The organism is Kitasatospora sp. NPDC004745 (assembly GCF_042873275.1).
In the GTDB taxonomy this organism is placed as follows: domain Bacteria; phylum Actinomycetota; class Actinomycetes; order Streptomycetales; family Streptomycetaceae; genus Kitasatospora.
In genome coordinates, this window is record NZ_JBIALK010000004.1 from 205835 (window position 1) to 223834 (window position 18000).

The 18000-nt window shown below is 75.0% G+C and carries 16 protein-coding genes; 13 read left to right on the forward strand and 3 right to left on the reverse strand.

Annotated elements, in window-relative coordinates; all coding sequences use genetic code 11:
• Positions 1 to 414 precede the first annotated feature (414 nt).
• The 9 genes from ACFYUY_RS09905 (at position 415) to ACFYUY_RS09945 (ending at position 11425) form a co-directional block, all read left to right on the forward strand.
• The gene (locus ACFYUY_RS09905; RefSeq protein WP_387899759.1) at positions 415 to 1365 is read left to right on the forward strand and encodes a TauD/TfdA dioxygenase family protein; all 951 of its coding nucleotides are present in this window, start codon (positions 415 to 417) and stop codon (positions 1363 to 1365) included.
• Between the two features lie 22 nt (positions 1366 to 1387).
• Positions 1388 to 2632: an ROK family protein gene (locus ACFYUY_RS09910; protein WP_387899761.1), complete on the forward strand. Its 1245-nt coding sequence runs from the start codon at positions 1388 to 1390 to the stop codon at positions 2630 to 2632.
• A 119-nt stretch (positions 2633 to 2751) separates the two neighbouring features.
• Positions 2752 to 4338 (forward strand): ABC transporter substrate-binding protein, encoded by a 1587-nt coding sequence (locus tag ACFYUY_RS09915; RefSeq protein ID WP_387899763.1) that lies wholly within the window; start codon positions 2752 to 2754, stop codon positions 4336 to 4338.
• 18 nt (positions 4339 to 4356) lie between these two features.
• A complete protein-coding gene (locus ACFYUY_RS09920; RefSeq protein ID WP_387899765.1) occupies positions 4357 to 5301 on the forward strand; it encodes an ABC transporter permease in 945 nt (314 codons plus the stop codon).
• 4 nt (positions 5302 to 5305) lie between these two features.
• Positions 5306 to 6160, forward strand: a complete 855-nt coding sequence (locus ACFYUY_RS09925; RefSeq protein WP_387899766.1) for an ABC transporter permease — start codon at positions 5306 to 5308, stop codon at positions 6158 to 6160.
• Positions 6157 to 7743, forward strand: a complete 1587-nt coding sequence (locus ACFYUY_RS09930) for an ABC transporter ATP-binding protein (RefSeq protein WP_360208406.1) — start codon at positions 6157 to 6159, stop codon at positions 7741 to 7743. Before ACFYUY_RS09925 ends, ACFYUY_RS09930 begins: the two co-directional genes overlap by 4 nt.
• On the forward strand, positions 7740 to 10106 hold the full coding sequence (locus ACFYUY_RS09935) for an arylsulfatase (RefSeq protein ID WP_360208403.1): 2367 nt from the start codon (positions 7740 to 7742) through the stop codon (positions 10104 to 10106). Before ACFYUY_RS09930 ends, ACFYUY_RS09935 begins: the two co-directional genes overlap by 4 nt.
• A gap of 178 nt (positions 10107 to 10284) precedes the next feature.
• Complete coding sequence (locus ACFYUY_RS09940) at positions 10285 to 10938, forward strand: 4'-phosphopantetheinyl transferase superfamily protein (protein WP_360208401.1); 654 nt, start codon at positions 10285 to 10287, stop codon at positions 10936 to 10938.
• 103 nt (positions 10939 to 11041) lie between these two features.
• Entirely contained in the window at positions 11042 to 11425 is a 384-nt protein-coding gene (locus tag ACFYUY_RS09945; RefSeq protein ID WP_360208398.1) for a barstar family protein, read from the forward strand.
• 126 nt (positions 11426 to 11551) lie between these two features.
• On the opposite strand, the gene ACFYUY_RS09950 is transcribed toward ACFYUY_RS09945, so the two are convergent.
• Positions 11552 to 12520 (reverse strand): polysaccharide deacetylase family protein, encoded by a 969-nt coding sequence (locus ACFYUY_RS09950; RefSeq protein WP_360208395.1) that lies wholly within the window; start codon positions 12518 to 12520, stop codon positions 11552 to 11554.
• A 347-nt stretch (positions 12521 to 12867) separates the two neighbouring features.
• Here ACFYUY_RS09950 and ACFYUY_RS09955 point away from each other — a divergent pair, with 347 nt between their 5' ends.
• Together ACFYUY_RS09955 and ACFYUY_RS09960 are read left to right on the forward strand one after the other, a co-directional pair.
• Positions 12868 to 14436, forward strand: coding sequence for a CehA/McbA family metallohydrolase (locus ACFYUY_RS09955; RefSeq protein WP_360208393.1), 1569 nt, complete (start codon positions 12868 to 12870; stop codon positions 14434 to 14436).
• A gap of 244 nt (positions 14437 to 14680) precedes the next feature.
• Entirely contained in the window at positions 14681 to 15205 is a 525-nt protein-coding gene (locus ACFYUY_RS09960; protein ID WP_360208390.1) for an ATP-binding protein, read from the forward strand.
• Between the two features lie 21 nt (positions 15206 to 15226).
• Here ACFYUY_RS09960 and ACFYUY_RS09965 read toward each other — a convergent pair whose 3' ends face one another.
• Positions 15227 to 15685, reverse strand: a complete 459-nt coding sequence (locus tag ACFYUY_RS09965) for a DinB family protein (RefSeq protein WP_360208550.1) — start codon at positions 15683 to 15685, stop codon at positions 15227 to 15229.
• Between the two features lie 349 nt (positions 15686 to 16034).
• Here ACFYUY_RS09965 and ACFYUY_RS09970 point away from each other — a divergent pair, with 349 nt between their 5' ends.
• Entirely contained in the window at positions 16035 to 16847 is an 813-nt protein-coding gene (locus tag ACFYUY_RS09970; RefSeq protein WP_387899770.1) for a class I SAM-dependent methyltransferase, read from the forward strand.
• A 199-nt stretch (positions 16848 to 17046) separates the two neighbouring features.
• Positions 17047 to 17556 carry a DUF5994 family protein gene (locus tag ACFYUY_RS09975; RefSeq protein ID WP_387900019.1) on the forward strand — a complete coding sequence of 170 codons (510 nt, stop codon included), beginning with the start codon at positions 17047 to 17049 and terminating at the stop codon, positions 17554 to 17556.
• A 143-nt stretch (positions 17557 to 17699) separates the two neighbouring features.
• Here ACFYUY_RS09975 and ACFYUY_RS09980 read toward each other — a convergent pair whose 3' ends face one another.
• Positions 17700 to 17903, reverse strand: a complete 204-nt coding sequence (locus ACFYUY_RS09980; RefSeq protein ID WP_360208382.1) for a cold-shock protein — start codon at positions 17901 to 17903, stop codon at positions 17700 to 17702.
• Between the last annotated feature and the right edge of the window lie 97 nt (positions 17904 to 18000).

The window sequence follows — 18000 nt, forward strand, 5'->3', positions numbered from 1 at the left end:
CCGACATGTGCCCGTCACAAGGCCGAACATCCGCGCGACGTGCGCCCGTCACCCTCGCGACACCGGCCGTCATCTGCCGCAATGCACCGGCAACACCCGTTCCCAGCAGCCAAGATGCCGATTGACAGCCCCCCGTGCCCTTCAGCACGATGGGCGCCGAGCCCACTCGCAGCGAACCGGAAGGAGGGGCGATGAACCGCGTTGTCCGCCCCGTCCCGGCCTGCCGCCCGCGCCGCAGCTGTCCCGGCGCGCTCGCCTCCTGACCGTCCGGCACCCCCGGCCGGCCGCTCTGCGCCACCCCCGCCACACGGCCCCGCCGGGCCGCTCCGGCTGCCCCGGCACCGGCTGTCAGGGCGGGCGAAGGCCTCCCCTCTCATCACTCACCGTCACCATCTCCCCTGAAAGGGATCCGTCATGACCACTGCCCTGACCGAACTCCGCCTCACCCCCGCCGCCGGCCGCATCGGCGCGGTCGTCCACGACGTCCGCCTCGACGGCGACCTGCCCGCCGAGACCGTGGCCGCCCTCGAGAACGCGCTGTACGAGCACAAGGTGCTGTTCTTCCGCGGCCAGCAGCACCTCGACGACGCCGGGCACGAGGCCTTCGCCCGCCTGCTCGGCCACCCGGTCGGCCACCCGACGGTGCCCAGCGCCGACGGCCGCTACGTCTTCGAGCTCGACGCGACCAAGGGCGTGCGCGCCAACAACTGGCACACCGACGTGACCTTCGTGCCCTCCTACCCCAAGGCGTCCATCCTGCGTTCGCTCGAACTGCCCCCGGCCGGCGGCAGCACCGTCTGGGCCAACACCGCCGCCGCCTACCAGGACCTGCCCGCACCGCTGAAGACCCTGGCCGAGAGCCTGCGGGCGGTGCACACCAACGACTACGACTACGCGGCCCGGCTGGCCCTGCGCCCGGAGCTCGCGGACGACGCCGAGATCGCCCGGCTGTTCCGCGACGTGTTCGTCTCCACCGCCTTCAAGACGGAGCACCCGGTGGTCCGGGTGCACCCGGTGACCGGCGAGAAGTCGCTGCTGCTCGGCGCCTTCGCGCAGCGGATCCAGGGCGTCTCCGGGGCCGACAGCCGGGCCCTGATCGACCTCTTCCAGCGCTACGTCGAGCGGCTGGAGAACACCGTCCGCTGGGACTGGCAGGTCGGCGACGTGGCGATCTGGGACAACCGCGCCACCCAGCACTACGCCGTCAACGACTACGGCGACGAGCCGCGCCTGGTCCGCCGGATCACCCTGGACGGGGACCTGCCGCACGGCGTCGACGGCGTCCCGAGCCGCCTGCTGGAGCCGGCCGACCCGCCGCGGGTGGCCGGTCTGGTGCCCGCCGAGGAGCTCGCAGCCGCCAACTGACCGGAAGCCGGGTGCCACCGCCATGTCCACCACCCTGCTCCCCCGCCCGGCCGCCCGCACCGGGGACGACCGCCGGGACGCCAACGCCGCCGCCGTGCTGCGGACGGTGCTCGACCACGGGCCGGTCGCCCGCAGCCGGGTCTCCGCCCTGACCGGGCTCAGCGCCTCGGCGGTGTCCCGGCAGGTGGTGGACCTGGTCCGGCTCGGCGTGCTGCGCGAGCGGCCGGAGCTGGCGGCCGCCCGCGCCGGCGGCGCACTCGGCCGCCCGCAGCTGCCGGTGGCCGTGGACACCGACCGGCTCGCCGTCGCCGGGCTGCACCTCGGCGTCCCGTACACCACCTTCGCCCTGCTCGACCTGCGCGGGCGGGTGCTGCACCGGCAGGAGATCTCCAACCGCGGCCGCACCGGGTTCGCCGTCCTGCGGCCGCTGCTGGAGCGGCTGCCCCGGCTGCTCACCGCGGTGCGCGGCGGCCGGACGGTGGTCGGCCTCGGGGCCGTCACGGGCGGCACCGTCGACCCGGAGCGCGGCCTGACGCTCCGGCACGGGCCCCTGGGCTGGACGGACCTGCCGCTCCGGGACCTGCTGGCGGACGCCACCGGCCTGCCCGTCCAGGTGGACAACCACGCCCGGGCGCTCACCCTGGCAGAGATCCTCTTCGGCCACCCGGCGGCCCGCCGGAGCATGGTCCACCTCTTCGTCGGCCACGTGGTGGACGCGGCGCTGGCCGTCGCCGGGACGGTCCACCTGGGCCCGCCCTCGGCCGCCGGCGACCTCGGCCACCTCCCGGTCGCCGGGCCGCCCGGGCAGCCCGTCCCCGGGGGAGACGCCCGCTGCCACTGCGGCCGCCCGGGCTGTCTCTCGACCGCCGCCTCGGACACCACCCTGTTCGAGGCCGCGGCCGCCGAGGGGATCACCCCCGGGCCGGACCGCGCCCGGCTGGTCGACGCCGTCCGGCGGGGCGATCCGCGGGCCGACCGGCTGGTCCGCGCCCGGGCCGGGACGATCGGCCGCGCCCTGGCCCTGCTCGCCGACGTGGTCAACCCCGACCTGCTGGTCCTCACCGAGACCTTCGCCGTCCTCGATCCCCGCTACCTCGACGTGGTCCGCGCCGAGTTCGCCCGCCACTCCCACCTGCACCGCAGCGCCGACCTGCTGATCGCCCAGACCCGCGGCGCCGACGCGCTCGCCGTGGCGGCCGGCGCCCCGGTGCTCGGCGAGCTGTACGCCCGCCCGTTCCGCACCCTGGCCGCCGCGCCCGCGCCCTGACCGTGCCGCGTCCGTCCGTCCGTCCATCCATCCATCCGTCCGTCCGTCCGTCCGTCCGTCCGTCCGTCCGCACCCGATCGCCCGCCCGCACGCCGCCCGCCCGTCTCCGAAGGACCGCCATGACCGCGTTCACCCGCCCCTCCGCTCCCGGCCTGTCCCGCCGCGCCCTGCTGCGCGGCGGCCTCGCCGGCGCCGGCCTGCTGACGCTGGCGGCCTGCCGCTCCGCCGCCGACACCGCGGCCTCCGCCGCGGGCGCTCCGAGCGGCCCGCGCCGCGGCGGCGTCCTGTCCGTGGCCACCGGCGTCGACTTCACCCCGAGCCTGCTCTTCGCGCAGAGCGCCAACACGCTCGTCCAGCGGCTCGTCTTCAACACCCTGACCAGGTACGACGACCAGCTCCGGCCGCAGCCCGAGCTGGCCACCTCCTGGCAGGTCGCGGCGGACGGCCTGAGCGTCACCCTGAAGCTGCGCGAGGACGTCACCTTCCACTCCGGGCGCAGGTTCACCGCCGACGACGTGGTGTTCGCCGTCAGGAACCTGCAGGACCCCTCCCGGGCGGCCCAGTTGCGCTCCACCGCCGCCGCCGTCACCGACTTCCGCAAGAACGGCGACTTCGAGCTGACCCTGGTGCTCGCCCACCCGGTCAGCAACCTCTTCGACCTCTTCGAGTTCATGATCGTCCCGGACTCGGCCAGCGTCGCCGACGCCCTCGCCGGGAACAGGCTGATCGGCACCGGCCCGTTCACCCTCACCGACCGCAAGCCCGGCTCCTCGCTCACCCTCGCCCGCAACGAGAAGTACTGGAACCCCGGCCGCCCCTACCTCGACGGCGTGGAGATCCGGGTCGTCCCGCAGGCCGAGTCGCTGCTCTCCTCGCTCCGGACCGGCCAGACCCACCTCTCCTACGCCGTCCGCGGCAAGGACGTCGCCACGCTCAGGAACGACCCGCGGTTCCGGATCAGGCAGTACGACACCGGCTCCGGCGCCTACTACATCGGCGTCAACCTCACCGCCGAGCACGTCGGCGACAAGCGCGTCCGGCAGGCCATCGCCTGGGCCGTGGACCGCGAGCGCTTCGTCCAGCAGGCGCTCGGCGGGTACGGCACCGTCTCCTCGGTGCCGTGGCCCAAGTCCTCCCCCGCCTACAGCGAGGCCGGCGCCGCCCACTACCGCCACGACCCGGAGAAGGCGAAGGCGCTGCTCAGGGAGGCCGGCGCGGAGTCCCTCACCCTCCCGTTCGCGCACTCCAACGACCCGGGGTCGACCGCCGTCGCGCAGATCCTGCAGTACGACCTCCAGCAGGTCGGCATCGAGGTGGTGCTGCAGCCCACCGACTCGCCCACCATGCAGAAGCAGCTCATCGCGCAGAGCATGCCCGCGCTGTGGACGCTCAGCCACGGCTTCGCCCAGCTCCACCCCGCCACCCTCGCGGTGAGCGCCTACCCCTTCAACGAGGCCAAGAACAGCTCGCGGTTCAGCTCCCCCGCCTACACCGACGTGGTCCAGCGGGCGTGGAACCGCAGCGACAGCGAGAGCCCCGAGGCCAGGGCCCTCTACCAGCAGATCACCGACGTGCTGCTGGACGAGGAGTTCGTCATCGACCTGGCCATCGCCGGGCTGGTCGAGGTGGCCGGCGCCGGGGTGCAGGGCGTGACGCTCAACAAGTTCAGCTACCTCAACCTCGACGACGCCTACCTGACGGCCTGAGCGGGAGCCCCGACCCCCATGCGCACCTTCCTCCTCAAACGACTGCCCAGCGGGCTGCTCGTCCTCGTCCTCGCCTCCTTCCTGATCTTCCTCATCCTGCGGCTCATCCCCGGCGACCCCGCCACCGCCCTGGCCGGACCGGACGCCTCCCCGGCGACCCTCGCCGCCGTCCGCGACCGGCTCGGGCTCGACCAGCCGCTGCCCGGCCAGTACCTGCACTGGCTCGGCGGCGTGCTCGGCGGCGACCTCGGGCCGAGCTACGCGATCGGCGGCCGGGTCGCCGACCTGATCGGCAACGGCATCGCCGCCACCGTCCAGCTCACCCTCGGCGCCCTGCTCCTGGTCGTGCTGCTGGCCCTGCCGCTGGCGGTGGCCGGCGCGACCACCCGGCGCCGGCCGGTCGCCGCGGGCGTCCGGGCCCTCACCACCGCCGTGCTCGCCGTACCGCCCTTCGTCACCGGCGTCCTGCTGGTCCTGGTCCTCGCCGTCACGCTCGGGCTGCTCCCCGCCGGCGGGCACGAGTCCCTGCTGGACGCCCCCGACCTGGCCGTCCAGTACCTGGCCATGCCCGCGCTCTGCCTGGCCCTGCCCAGCGCCGCCGTCGTCGCCCGCCACCTCGAGGACGGCCTCCGGCGCGCCCTCGCCGAGGACTACGTCCGCACCGCGACCGCCCTCGGCGTCTCCCGGCGGCGGATCGTCTGGCAGCACGCGCTGCCCATCGCGCTGCCCTCCGCGGTCACCGTACTGGGCCTGCAGGTCGGCCAGCTCATCGCCGGTGCCGTGGTGGTGGAGCGGATCTTCGCCTGGCCGGGCCTCGGCCAGCTGATCGAACAGGGTGTGGTCCGCCGGGACTACCCCGTCGTGCAGGACCTGCTCCTGCTGGTCGTCGCCTGCTACGTCGCCGTCCAGCTGCTCACCGACCTCGCCTACACCTGGCTCGACCCCCGCGTCCGGTGGGAGTGACCCGATGACCATCACCGCCCCGGCCCTGCGCACCGCCCGTCCGCGCGGCCGCCACCGCCACCTGTCCGCCCTGCTGACCTGGCGCGGCCTCACCGGCCTCGCCCTGGTCGGCGTGACCGGCCTCGCCGGACTGCTCGCACCGCTGCTCACCGGCCTCGACCCGAACGCCCAGAGCGCCCTCGCCCTGGCCGGCCCGAGCGCCCGGCACCCGTTCGGCACCGACGACCTGGGCCGCGACGTGCTCAGCCGGGTGCTGCACGGCGTCGGCACCGACCTGACGACCATCCTCACCGCCGTGCCGATCGGCGCCGCGCTCGGCTGCGCGGCCGCCCTGCTCGCCGCCACCTCCCGGTGGGCCGACCTCGCCGTCCAGCGCGGCTTCGACCTGCTGCTCGCCTTCCCCGGGCTGATCCTCGGCCTGGCCGTCACCGCCGTCCTCGGCCCCGGGCGCTGGCCGGTCGTGATCGTCATCGCGCTCGTCGAGATCCCGGGCTTCGGGCGGCAGCTGCGGGCCGGCATCCTGGTCCAGCGGGAGCGGGAGTACGCCCTGGCGGCCCGCGTCGGCGGCTCCTCCCGGGCCCGCGTGCTGCTGCGCCACGTCGTCCCCAACGCCGTGGACCCGCTGATCGTGCAGACCGCCCTCGCGCTCTCGCTGGGCGTGTTCATCGAGGGCGCGCTCAGCTTCCTCGGCCTGGGCGTCCGCCCGCCGGAGCCCACCCTCGGCAGCATCCTCAGCCAGTCCGTGGCCTACCTGTCGACCGACCCGACCTTCGCGGCGGCCCCGTTGGCCGCCACCACCGCCCTGGTGCTCGGCTTCACGCTGATCGCCGAGGCCCTGAACCGGGGGATCCGCCGATGAACACCGTCCTGCGGGTCGACGACCTCACCGTGGCCTTCGACGGCTCCACCGCCGTCGACGGCGTGGGCTTCGAGCTCGCGGCCGGGGACACGCTCGGGATCGTCGGCGAGTCCGGCTCCGGGAAGTCCACCACCGCGCTCGCCCTGCTGCGGATGCTGCCGCCCGGCGGCCGGATCACCGCCGGCTCCGTCGAGCTCGCCGGCCGGGACCTCGCCGCCCTCCCGGAGGAGGAGCTGCGCGCGGTGCGCGGCCGGCGGATCGCGATGATCTTCCAGGACCCGATGTCCTCGCTCAACCCCGTCCTCACCGTCGGCCGCCAGCTCGACGAGGCGCTGCGCGCCCACGGCAGCCGCCCCCGCGCCGAACGGGCCGCCCGGGCAGCCGAGTTGCTCGACCTGGTCGGGATCCCGGACGCCGCCGGACGGCTGCGCGACCACCCCCACCAGTTCTCCGGCGGGCAACGCCAGCGCATCATGATCGCGCTCGCCCTCGCCCACGACGCCGAGGTGCTGGTCGCCGACGAACCGACCACCGCCCTCGACCCGACCGTCCAGCGGCAGATCCTGCGACTGCTCACCCGGATCAACCGGGAGACCGGCACGGCCCTGGTGGTGATCAGCCACGACCTCGGGGTGATCGCCCACACCTGCCGCCGGCTGCTGGTGATGCGCGGCGGCCGGGTCGTCGAGCGGGGCGACACCGCGGACGTCCTCGGCACCCCCCGGCACCCCTACACCCGAGAGCTCCTCGCGGCCGTCCCCCGGCTGGACGAGCCCTCGGCGGCCGCCGCCAACAGCACGCCGGGGGCCACCCCGCTGCTCACCGTCAGCGGGCTGGGCAAGACCTACGGCTCACGACGGCGCAGCGTCACCGCCCTGCACGGCGTCGACCTCACCCTGCACCCCGGCGAGACCCTCGGGCTGGTCGGCGAGTCCGGCTCCGGCAAGTCCACCCTGGCCCGGGCCCTGGTGGGCGCGCACCAGCCGTCCGCGGGCCGGATCCGCTTCCGCGGCGAGGAGGCGGGCCGCGCGCCGCACCGGGAGATCCAGATGGTCTTCCAGGACCCGTACTCCTCGCTCAACCCGCGGATGACCGTCGGACGGATCATCGCCGAGCCGCTGATCGCGCACCGCCTCGGCGACCGCGAACGGCGGGCCGCCCGGGTCGCCGAACTGCTCACCCAGGTCGGCCTGGATCCGTCGGCCGCCGACCGCCACCCCCGCGCCTTCTCCGGCGGCCAGCGCCAGCGCATCGGCATCGCCCGGGCGCTGGCCCCCGAGCCGAGCGTGCTGATCTGCGACGAGCCGGTCTCGGCGCTGGACGTCTCGGTCCAGGCCCAGGTGATCGAGCTGCTCGCCCGGCTGCAGCGCGAACTCGGCCTCGCCGTCCTCTTCATCGCCCACGACCTGGCCGTCGTCCGCCGGGTCAGCCACCGGATCGCCGTGATGCACCGGGGCCGGATCGTCGAGACCGGGCCGGCCGACCGCGTCGTCACCGCACCCGAACACCCCTACACCGCCGAACTCCTGGCCGCCGTACCGGCCCTGGACGCCGCCCGACCCACCACCCGGAGCACCGCATGACCGCCACCCCGACCACCGAGCCGCCCACCGGCCCGCACGGCGCCGACCCGCACCGGCGCGACCCCTACGCCGGCTTCCCCGGCACCGTCGGCCGCACCTTCCGCGAGTCCACCCCGGCCTGGCCCCGGCGCGTCCGCCCCCGCGAGGGCGCCCCCAACATCGTCGTCGTCCTGATCGACGACATGGGGTACAGCGACATCGGCCCGTTCGGCGCCGAGATCCCCACCCCGACCCTCGACCGCCTGGCCGCCACCGGCGTCAGGCTCGCCAACTACCACACCATGCCGCTCTGCTCCCCCGCCCGGGCGGCGCTGCTCACCGGTCTCAACCCGCACCGGGTCGGCTACTCCTTCGTCGCCAACGCCGACCCGGGCTTCCCCGGCTACGGCATGGAGGTCGCCGGGGACATCCCCACCCTCGCCGAGCTGCTGCACGACGCCGGCTACGCCACCTACGCCGTCGGCAAGTGGCACCTGACCCGCGACTCCGCCTCCAACGCCGCCGACGACCGCGCCAACTGGCCCCTGCAGAAGGGGTTCGACCAGTACTACGGTGTCCTGGAGGGCCTCACCAGCCTCTTCCACCCCCACCAACTCGTCCGCGACAACAGCCCGTTGGACATCGACGAGTTCCCCGACGACTACTACTACACCGACGACATCACCGACCAGGCCGTCAAGATGGTCAAGTCGCTGCGCGCCCACGACGCCGAGAAGCCGTTCTTCCTCTACCTCGCCCACAACGCCGTCCACGGCCCGCTCCAGGCCAAGCCCGCCGACCTCGAACGCCACCGCGGCCGCTACGACGGCGGCTGGGACGAGCTGCGCCGCAGCCGCTTCGCCCGCCAGCTCGCCGCCGGGCACTTCCCGCCCGGCACCGAACTGCCCGAGCGCAACTCCGAGGCCGGCCACGAGGTCGGCCCCTGGGACGAACTGACCGACGTCCAGAAGAAGTTGTACGCCCGCTACATGGAGGTCTACGCCGCGATGGTCGACAACGTCGACCAGAACCTCGGCCGCCTCACCGACACCCTCGAAGCCCTCGGCGAACTCGACGACACCATCATCGTCTTCACCTCCGACAACGGCGGCACCGGCGAGGGCGGTGCCGAGGGCACCCGCAGCTACTTCAGCCGCTTCGTCCACCACCCGGGCCTGCCCGAGGACTGGAACCCGGACGTCGAGCGCGAGATCTCCCTGATCGGCGGCCCGCAGAGCCTGGTGCACTACCCGCGCGGCTGGGGCATGGCCTCCAACACCCCGTTCCGCCTCTACAAGGGCCAGACCTACGCGGGCGGTGTCCGCGTCCCGTTCGTCCTCTCCTGGCCGGCCGGCCTGCCCCGCGCCGAGGGCGACACCGGAGTCCGCGCGCAGTACCAGTACGTCACGGACGTGCTGCCGACCCTGCTCGAACTCGCCGGCGTGGAACGGCCCTCCCGGCGGTCGGAGCACCCCGTGCAGGAGCTGGACGGGATCGCCTTCGGCTCCGTCCTGCGCGACGGCGCGGCCCCCAGCACCCACCCCGAGCAGTACTGCGAGATGACCGGCAACCGCAGCTACTACCGCGACGGCTGGAAGCTCGTCACCCTGCACCGCTTCGGCGCGCCCTACGACGACGAGGAGTGGGCGCTGTACGACCTGCGCACCGACCCCACCGAGATCCACGACGTCGCAGCCGAACACCCCGACCTGGTCAAGGAGTTGTCCGCCGCCTGGGAGGCCTCCGCCTGGCGCGACGGAGTCTTCCCGCTCGCCGACGGCAGCGGCGCCCTCGCCCTGCGCGGCCCCGAGGACGAGCGCCTGCGACGCCCCGTCACCCTGCTGGCCGGCACCCCCGAGCTGGAGCGCTACCGCTCCTCCCGGCTGATCTCCTTCCGCTCCTTCGTCGTCGAGGTCGCCCTCGACCGGCACCGCGACGGCGACCAGGGCGTGCTGGTCTCGCACGGCGACCAGGGCGGCGGCTACAGCCTGTACGTCGAGGACGGCCGGCTGCGGTTCGCCTACAACCAGTACGGCGAGCTGCTGGAGGCCGACGCGGGGCCCGTGCCGGCCGGTACCCGGCTGGTCGTCGTCGAGGCGACGGCCGTCGCCGACCTCAAATGGGAGTTCCGGCTGCTCGTCGACGGCGTCGAGGGCGGCCGGCTCGGCCCGGTCCACCAGCTGATCGGCATGGCGCCGTTCCAGGGCGTCAGCGTCGGCGTGGACCGCAAGTCCCCGGTGTCCTGGCCGGTGTACGAGCGGCACCGCTCGTTCCGCTACACCGGCGCCCTGCACTCCGTCACCTACCTGCCGGGCGAACCGGCCCCGTACGACCCGGAGACGGTCGCCCGGGCGCTGCGCGAGGCGGCGGCCGCCTTCGAGTGACGGCCGCGGCACCTCCGGGTGACGACGGCGGCCGCGGGCCCCGGGTGCCGACCCGGGGCCCGCTCCCTCCTGCCCCAGGCCTCCCACCAGCCACAAGTGCCCCCTCCCGAACGGCCGCCACCCGCGTTAGGCTCGGTCGGCGCGGTGCCCGGCCGCGCGTTCGACCGAGGGGGAGAGAGTGATCGGGGACCTGCTGCCGGACACCGTGGTGACCGAAGTGGCCTACGGCGACCCGCCGGAGGCCCGACTGGAGCCCGAGGAGGCCGAGGCCGTCGCCCGGGCGGTGGAGAAGCGCCGCCGCGAGTTCACCACCGTCCGCCACTGCGCCCGGACCGCCCTCACCCGGCTCGGTGTCCCCTACCGCCCGCTGGTCCCCGGCCTGCGCGGGGCCCCGACCTGGCCGGACGGCGTGGTCGGCAGCCTCACCCACTGCGACGGCCTGCGCGCCGCGGCCGTCGCCCGTTCCGGCGACCTCCTCTCGATCGGCATCGACGCCGAGCCCGCACTGCCGCTGCCGGACGACGTCCTGGAGGCCGTCGCCCTGCCCTCCGAGCAGCGCCGGATCGCCGACCTGCTCGCCACCCACCCGGACACCCCGTGGGACCGCCTGCTGTTCAGCGCCAAGGAGTCGGTCTACAAGGCCTGGTTCCCGCTGACCGAGCTGTTCCTGGACTTCAACGAGGCCGAGCTGGCCCTCTCCCCCGACGGCACCTTCACGGCCCGGCTGCTCGTCCCGGGCCCGGTGGTCGGCGGCCGGCTCGTCCAGGGCTTCCACGGCCGCTGGGCCGTGCGCGACGGCCTGCTGGCCACGGCCATCGCGGTACCGGCCTGAGCGCCGCCGCCCGGCCCGCCTGAGCTCCGCCGCCCCGGTCCGGCCGGGGGCCGCCCCCGGTCCGACCGGAGCGATCCCCGGAGGGCGGCATATCCTCGACCCCGTGACCGTGACCTATGTGATCGATGGCACCCGGATCGACACCCTGGACGACTTCTGGGACGTCGTCGGCGAGACCATCGGCGCCGACGGCTACTTCGGCCGCAACCTCGACGCCTTCGCCGACTGCCTGCGGGGCGGCTACGGCACCCCCGAGGACGGCGACTACGTGATCGAGTGGCGCGACCACGAGACCTCCCGGCGCCACCTCGGCCACCCGGAGACGGTCCGTCAGCTGGAGCTGCGGCTCGGCCGCTGCCACCCCGCCAACCGCGAGCACGTGCGCGCCGAGCTCGCCGCCGCCCGGGCCGGGCGGGGGCCGACGGTCTTCGACTGGCTGGTGCGGATCATCGAGGAGGAGCACCCGGGGGGCCTGCGCCTGCGCTGAGGCCGGCCCGGTCGGAGCGCGGCCGGCGCGAGGGCGGCCGTTCCGAGGGCGGCCGGCGCGCCGCCCGGCCCGGGGCGGGCCCTGGTCCACCCGGGTGACGCCCGCCCGCGCCGGGGCGCCCGGCCCTCATCCGAGGACGTCGGAGAGCCGGACGAACCGCCGCCCCGCCGCCAGCAGGCCCGGCACCGCCGCCGCCACGCCGGGGGCGGTGCCGCCGCCCGGGTGGTTCAGGTGCCCGATCACGATGGACCCCGGCGGGGCGGCGGCGACCTCCTGCCGGACCTGGGCGGCGCCGAGCGTCGCCCCGCCGTCCCCGTTCACGGTGAACCCCGCGACCCGTTCGCCCAGGTCGGCGACGATCCGGGTGGCGACGTCGTCGTAGTGCGCGGTGCCGGAGCGGAAGAACCGCACCGGGTGGCCGAGCAGCCCGGCCAGCTTCTGCGCGTTGCCCGCCACCTCGTCGTGCACCGCGCCGACGCCGTCGGTGCCGGCGATGCCGTAGGCGGAGCGACCGGTGACGGAGAGCGGCCGGTGCGCGGTCCCGTGGTTGCCGATCTCGAACAGCGGGTCCCCGGCGAGCTGCTCGAACACGTCCGGGTTGGCGTCGATCCAGCGGGCGTTCAGGAACAGGGTCGCCGGGACGGCGTTCGCGCGCAGGAAGTCGATCAGGTCGGCGTCGTAGCCGTTCCCGCCGGGGCCTCCGCAGGCGTCGAAGGTGAGCGCCGTCGCGCGCTCTCCGTCGGGCAGTTCGGTGATCACCCCGGAGACCTCCAGCCCCCATTCCGCGGGGGCGGTGCCGCCGTAGCGCTCCACCAGTTCAGCCCTGGTCGGCAGCCGGCCCGCGGTGGGCGGGGTGGCCGACGGGGTGGCCGGCCCCGCCTCGGTGGCGGACGGGGCCGCGGACGGTATCGCGGTCCGGACGCCGGAGGCCGCTCCGGTCGCGGCGGAGGCCTGCTCGACCGCGGCGGCCGTCCCGGCCGCTCCCGTCACCGGTGCCGGGGCCGTCGCGGCGGGTCCGCCCCGCCCGGCGGCCGCGCACCCGGTCAGCGCGCTCCCGGCCATCGCTATCAGCAGTGTCCGTCGGTTCAGTGTCACACCCGCCTCCTCCACGACGATCCGATGTCAGGGCGATCCGGCGTCAGACCGGCCCGGCTCCGCGACGGTCCGACTCCGCGACGGTCCGGTCCCGCTCCGGCCCGTCGGACGCGACGCGGCACCGCACGGTGCAGGGCCGTGCGGCAGGACGCAGCCCTCACCGCGAGGCCGTCACCGCCTTCACCCATGAATATGAACCGACGATTCATCACGCCCCGCAACTCGCTGCCCCGCCCCCGGCCCCTCCTTCACCGACCCGCCCCACCCCCGTGGGCCCCGGCTCACCCCCGGTTCACCGCCCCGGGTAGGAACGCCGGCGGACCCGATCCCCAGCCCGGAGGCCACCCATGCCCACCGACCCAGGCTCCCCCCGCCCCGCCCGCCGCGACCTGCTGCGCACCGGCCTCGCCACCGGTGCCACCACCGCCCTCGGCCTCGCCGCGGGCGGCGGCCGGGCCGCCGCCGCACCGGGCGCCGCCACCCCCGCCGACCGCACCCTCGTGCTCACCGGCCATCTCCCCACCGGCGCGCCCGACTTCGTCCACCTCCCGGTCGAAGTCCCGGACGGCGTGCGCGAGCTGGCCGTCTCCTACGGCTACGACAAGCCGACCGTCCCGGCCGGCACCCCCGGGAACTCCTGCGACATCGGCGTCTTCGACGAGCGCGGCACCGACCTCGGCGGCCCCGGCTTCCGCGGCTGGTCGGGCGGCTTCCGCACCGAGTTCAGCATCGCCCGCGACTCCGCCACCCCCGGCTACCTCCCCGGCCCGATCAACCCGGGCACCTGGCACATCGTCCTCGGCCCCTACCAGATCGCCCCGCAGGGGCTCGACTACCGCGTCCAGGTCACCCTCCGGTTCGGCGCCCCCGGGCCGGAGTTCACCCCGCACTACCCGCCCGAGCGGGCCCGAGGCCGCGGCCGGGCCTGGTACCGGGGGGACTGCCACCTGCACACCGTGCACTCCGACGGGCGACGCCTGCCGGAGGAGGTCGCGGCCGGCGCCCGCGCCGCCGGCCTCGACTTCATCGTCTCCACCGACCACAACACCAGTTCCTCGCACGCCGTCTGGGGCCCGCTGGCCGGGCCGGACCTGCTGATCCTGCCGGGCGAGGAGGTCACCACCCGCAACGGCCACTGGCTGGCCCTCGGACTGGAGGCCGGCCAGTTCGTCGACTGGCGCTACCGCTCCCGCGACGAGGAGTACCCGCGCTTCGTCCGCCAGGTGCACCGCTCCGGCGGCCTGGTCGTCCCCGCGCACCCGTACTGCCCGTACGTCGCCTGCCAGTGGAAGTTCGGCTACGAGCAGGCCGACGCCGTCGAGGTCTGGAACGGACCGTGGACCTACGACGACGAGTCCGCGGTCGACACCTGGGACGCCGGGCTCGCCGTCGCCCTGCGCGAGGGCCGCTCCTGGCTGCCCGCGATGGGCAACAGCGACGCGCACAGCGCCCCGCAGGTGATCGGCTCCCCGCACACCGTGGTGCTGGCCGAGGACCTCACCCGCGACGCCGTCCTCGACGGGATCCGCGCCGGGCGCAGCTGGCTGGCCGAGTCCTCCGCGGTGCGGCTGGAGTTCACCGTCACCGGGCACGGCCGCCGGGCCGGCATCGGCGAGGAGCTGACCGTCCCGGCCGACGCCCCGCTGGACGTGCGGCTCACCGTCTCCGGCGTCCCGGGCGGGACGGTCCGGCTGCTCACCGACGAGGGCCAGCTGCACCAGGAGTCGCTGCCCGCCGACGGCGCCGGCACGGTGGTCTGGCGCACCACCGCCTCGCTCGCCGCCTACGTCCGCGCCGAGGTGCGCCACCCGCGGCCCGACGGGACGCCCGGCCGGGGAAACGCGATGGGACCGGACCTCCCCTGGGGCCCGATGGCCGCCCTCACCAACCCGGTCGTGCTGCGCGCCGAGGAGTGAGCCGGAACGGCCCGGACGGCTCCGGGCCGGGCCGTGCGGCGGGCCCGGCCGCCCCGGGGAACCGGTCCGGCCAGGAGGGGGGACGACTCGGGGCACCGGCGTGGACTAGGTTGATCCCCGAAAGCATCAGTCGTAGGGACGAGGCGGTCGGCTGTCCGCATCCGGGTCCGACCGGCCCTTTCGCACTCCGACCGCCTCGCCCCGGCTACCCGTCCGTCCCCGGCCCGCGAAGGGATCAGCAGCTGTGAACCGTACGACCGTAGGTGGGCCGGAGCTCGGGGGCGGCCGGGGTGCCGGGGGCGTCCTCGTCCTCGTCGACCCGTCCGGGGCCGGGAGGAGCGCGGTCGCGGGGCTGCTCGCTGCCGAGCTGCGACCGAGCGTCCACCTGCGCGCGCACGACTTCGTGCGGGTCATCCGCAACGGTCAGCTGCCGCCCCACCTGCCGGAGGCCGGGCGGCAGAACGCCACCGCCCTCGCCGCGGCCGCCCAGGCCGCCTTCGCGTACGCCACCGGCGGGTACCAGGTCGTCGTCGAGTGCCCGGCCGTCCCGCCCGCCCTCGACACCTTCCGCCGCGAGAGCCGCACCACCGGCGCCGCCCTCCACTACGTCGTCCTGCGCTCCGGTGCCGCCGCCGACGATCCGCAGGCCCCGGACGCAGGGGAGGCCCGGGACGCCCACGTGCTGGACACCGCCGGGCTCACCCCCGAGACCACCGCCAAGTCCGTGCTGGACGCGCTGACCCACCGCACCCACCTGCTCGGCTGGTAGCCCGCCCCGCCGCCCCGGGCGCTACGCGCCGACCGTGCCGTCGATGGCCTCGCGCAGGAAGTCGGCGTGGCCGTTGTGCCGGGCGTACTCGTGGATCAGGTGCAGCATCACCAGGCGCAGCGAGACCTCCGCCTGCCAGCGCGGCTGGTAGCCGGTGACGTCCAGCGAGGCGGCGGCGAGCTCGATCCGGCGGGAGTGCTCGACCTCGTCCTGCCAGGCGGCGAAGGCCTCGGCCCGGGTGGCGCCGGAGGCGTCGTAGGCCACCTGGTAGTCACCGTCCGGGGACCAGACCAGCGGGACGTCCTCGGCGTCGATGACCCGACGGAACCAGGTGCGCTCCACCTCCGCCATGTGCCGCACCAGCCCGAGCAGAGTCAGCGTGGACGGCGGGCTGGAGCGCCGGCGCAGCTGCTCGTCCGTCAGCCCCTCGCACTTCATCGCGAGCGTCGCCCGGTGGAAGTCCAGGAAGGCCCGCAGCATCTCGCGCTCGCCGCCGGTCAGCGGCGGGGCGGGGCGTTCGTCGGTGTTCACGGTGTCGGCTCTCCCTGCTCCGCGCCCGGCCCCCGCGGGCCGGGCTCCCCGGCCCGGACGACCGCCGGACCCTCGGGCCTGTCGCCGCCCCGCAGACGCGGGTTCGAGGACGGGCCTCAGCGGACTGTAGCGAAACGGCCACCGCACCCCCACCGGTTTTCCCTCCGGCAGCACCCCGCCCCGGAACTCCACTCCGCTCACTCACCGTGTTCACGATCTCACCGGTTTGGGTACGTACCTCGGCGCGCCCGAGGGCCGGGCGCGGCGACCAGGCGAGCAGCAGGAGACCGGACGACCCATGGACCAGAACCGCATCCCCCCGACCGTCCGCCGGACGTACGGCGCGGACGACCTCAGCACCGCCCCGTCATTCGGCGGCGGCTTCATCAACTTCGGCTACTGGCAGGGCATGGACCTCACCGCCCCGACCCCCGAGGACCGGGTGCACAGCCAGGAGCAGCTGTACCGCCGGGTGCTGCGGGAGTTCCCCGAACCGCGCGAGCACCGGCGGCTGGCCGAGGTCGGCTGCGGCCGCGGCCTCGGCGCCGCCCTCGCGCTGCGCGAGTTCCGCTTCGCCACCGTCACCGGGGTCGACATCCACCCCGACCAGGTCGAACGCGCCCGCGCGGTCAACGCCAAGGCCCTCGCCACCTACCCCGACCGCCTCGCCTACACCCTCGGCCCGGCCGACGACCTCCCCTTCGCCGACGGCTCCCTGGACGGCGTCTACTCCGTCGAGGCCGCCCAGCACTTCCGCGAGCTCACCGGCTTCGCCCACGAGGCCGTCCGGGTGCTGCGCCCCGGCGGCCGCCTGGTCGTCACCACCTTCTTCACCGCCGACGGGCCCGACGTCGCGGAACGCCTCAGCATCCTGCTCGGCAGCTTCGCCGACGGCCTCGACGTCCCCCACCCGCTCTCGGCCTTCACCGCCGACCTCGGCAAGGCCGGCTTCGGCGACGTGACCGCCACGTCCATCGGCGCCGACGTCTGGCCCGGCCTCGACCGCTACCTCGCCGACACCGTCCCGCCCGGCCACTGGAGCCGCAACTTCCACCACGCCTGGCGCACCGGCCTGCTCGACTACCACGTCGTCACCGCCGATCTCGCCTGAGCCCGTCCGCCGCTGCCCACCACCACCCACCGGTGCCCGCCCCGGACGGCCTCACAAACGGTTCCGTGGCGGCGGCCCGGCGGCGACCGCGACGGAGTAGCGTGGAAGGCAACCGAGGACATTCCGCACACCGGCATCAGCGTCGGCGTCGCCCTGGGTCTGACGGGTCCCTCGCGGACCGGACGGGCGGCTTCGCATGATGCCGGTTCCTCTCCCCTATCCCTCACCCTCCGGACCGTGGCCGCCGCAGGGCTCCCCGCTGCTGCCGCGCCTGCTGCTGGAGCCTACGATGACGCGGGGCGGCGTCTTCGACGGGGCCTGGTGGCCCCGCTCCAACCGCGTCGCCGCCGAGCTGCCCGACCTGATCACCGCGCTCGGTGCCCACTTCGGGCGCATCGTCCGGGTCGGTCTCGACACGGCGACCTGGGCGGGGGTGCCGAGGTCCGTCGTGGTCAACGGCCTGATGATCAAGATCAACTGGTTCGCCGGGAGCGACGCGACGATCAGCGTCACCCGGGGCTTCCAGGACCACATCCTCCTGCTGGTGGTGCCACCCGGCACCGACGCGCTGACGGCCGCCTCCGCGATGGCCGGCGCCTCGGCGACCGGGAACCACACGCCGGCGGCCGAACTGCTGCTCGCCCGCGCAATGCGGAGCGGCCCGGGCCCGGACGCACCGGACGGACCCCCGACACGGCTCCCGATCTGAGCACGCCCCGGACCCGCGCGGGCCCCGGAACGTCACAGGCCGTCCCCACCTCACGGTGGGAACGGCCTGTGACCTTCAAGAACGCCGGTTCGGACGACGCGGGCCCGGGCCCGCGCCCCGCCCCCCGGCCGGGGGCGGTGGTCCTACAGCGGGCGGATGTTCTCGGCCTGCGGGCCCTTCTGGCCCTGCGTGACGTCGAACTCGACCTTCTGGCCCTCGAGCAGCTCGCGGAAGCCGCTGGCGTTGATGTTCGAGTAGTGGGCGAAGACGTCGGGGCCGCCACCCTCCTGCTCGATGAAGCCGAAGCCCTTTTCCGCGTTGAACCACTTCACGGTACCGGTCGCCATGGGAGATCTCCTTCGAGAGACTTTTCGAAGCCTGCACGGTGCAGACTTTCGCGTCGCCGCGATGAGAACCCACCGGGAAAGATCCGGAAAAACAGAA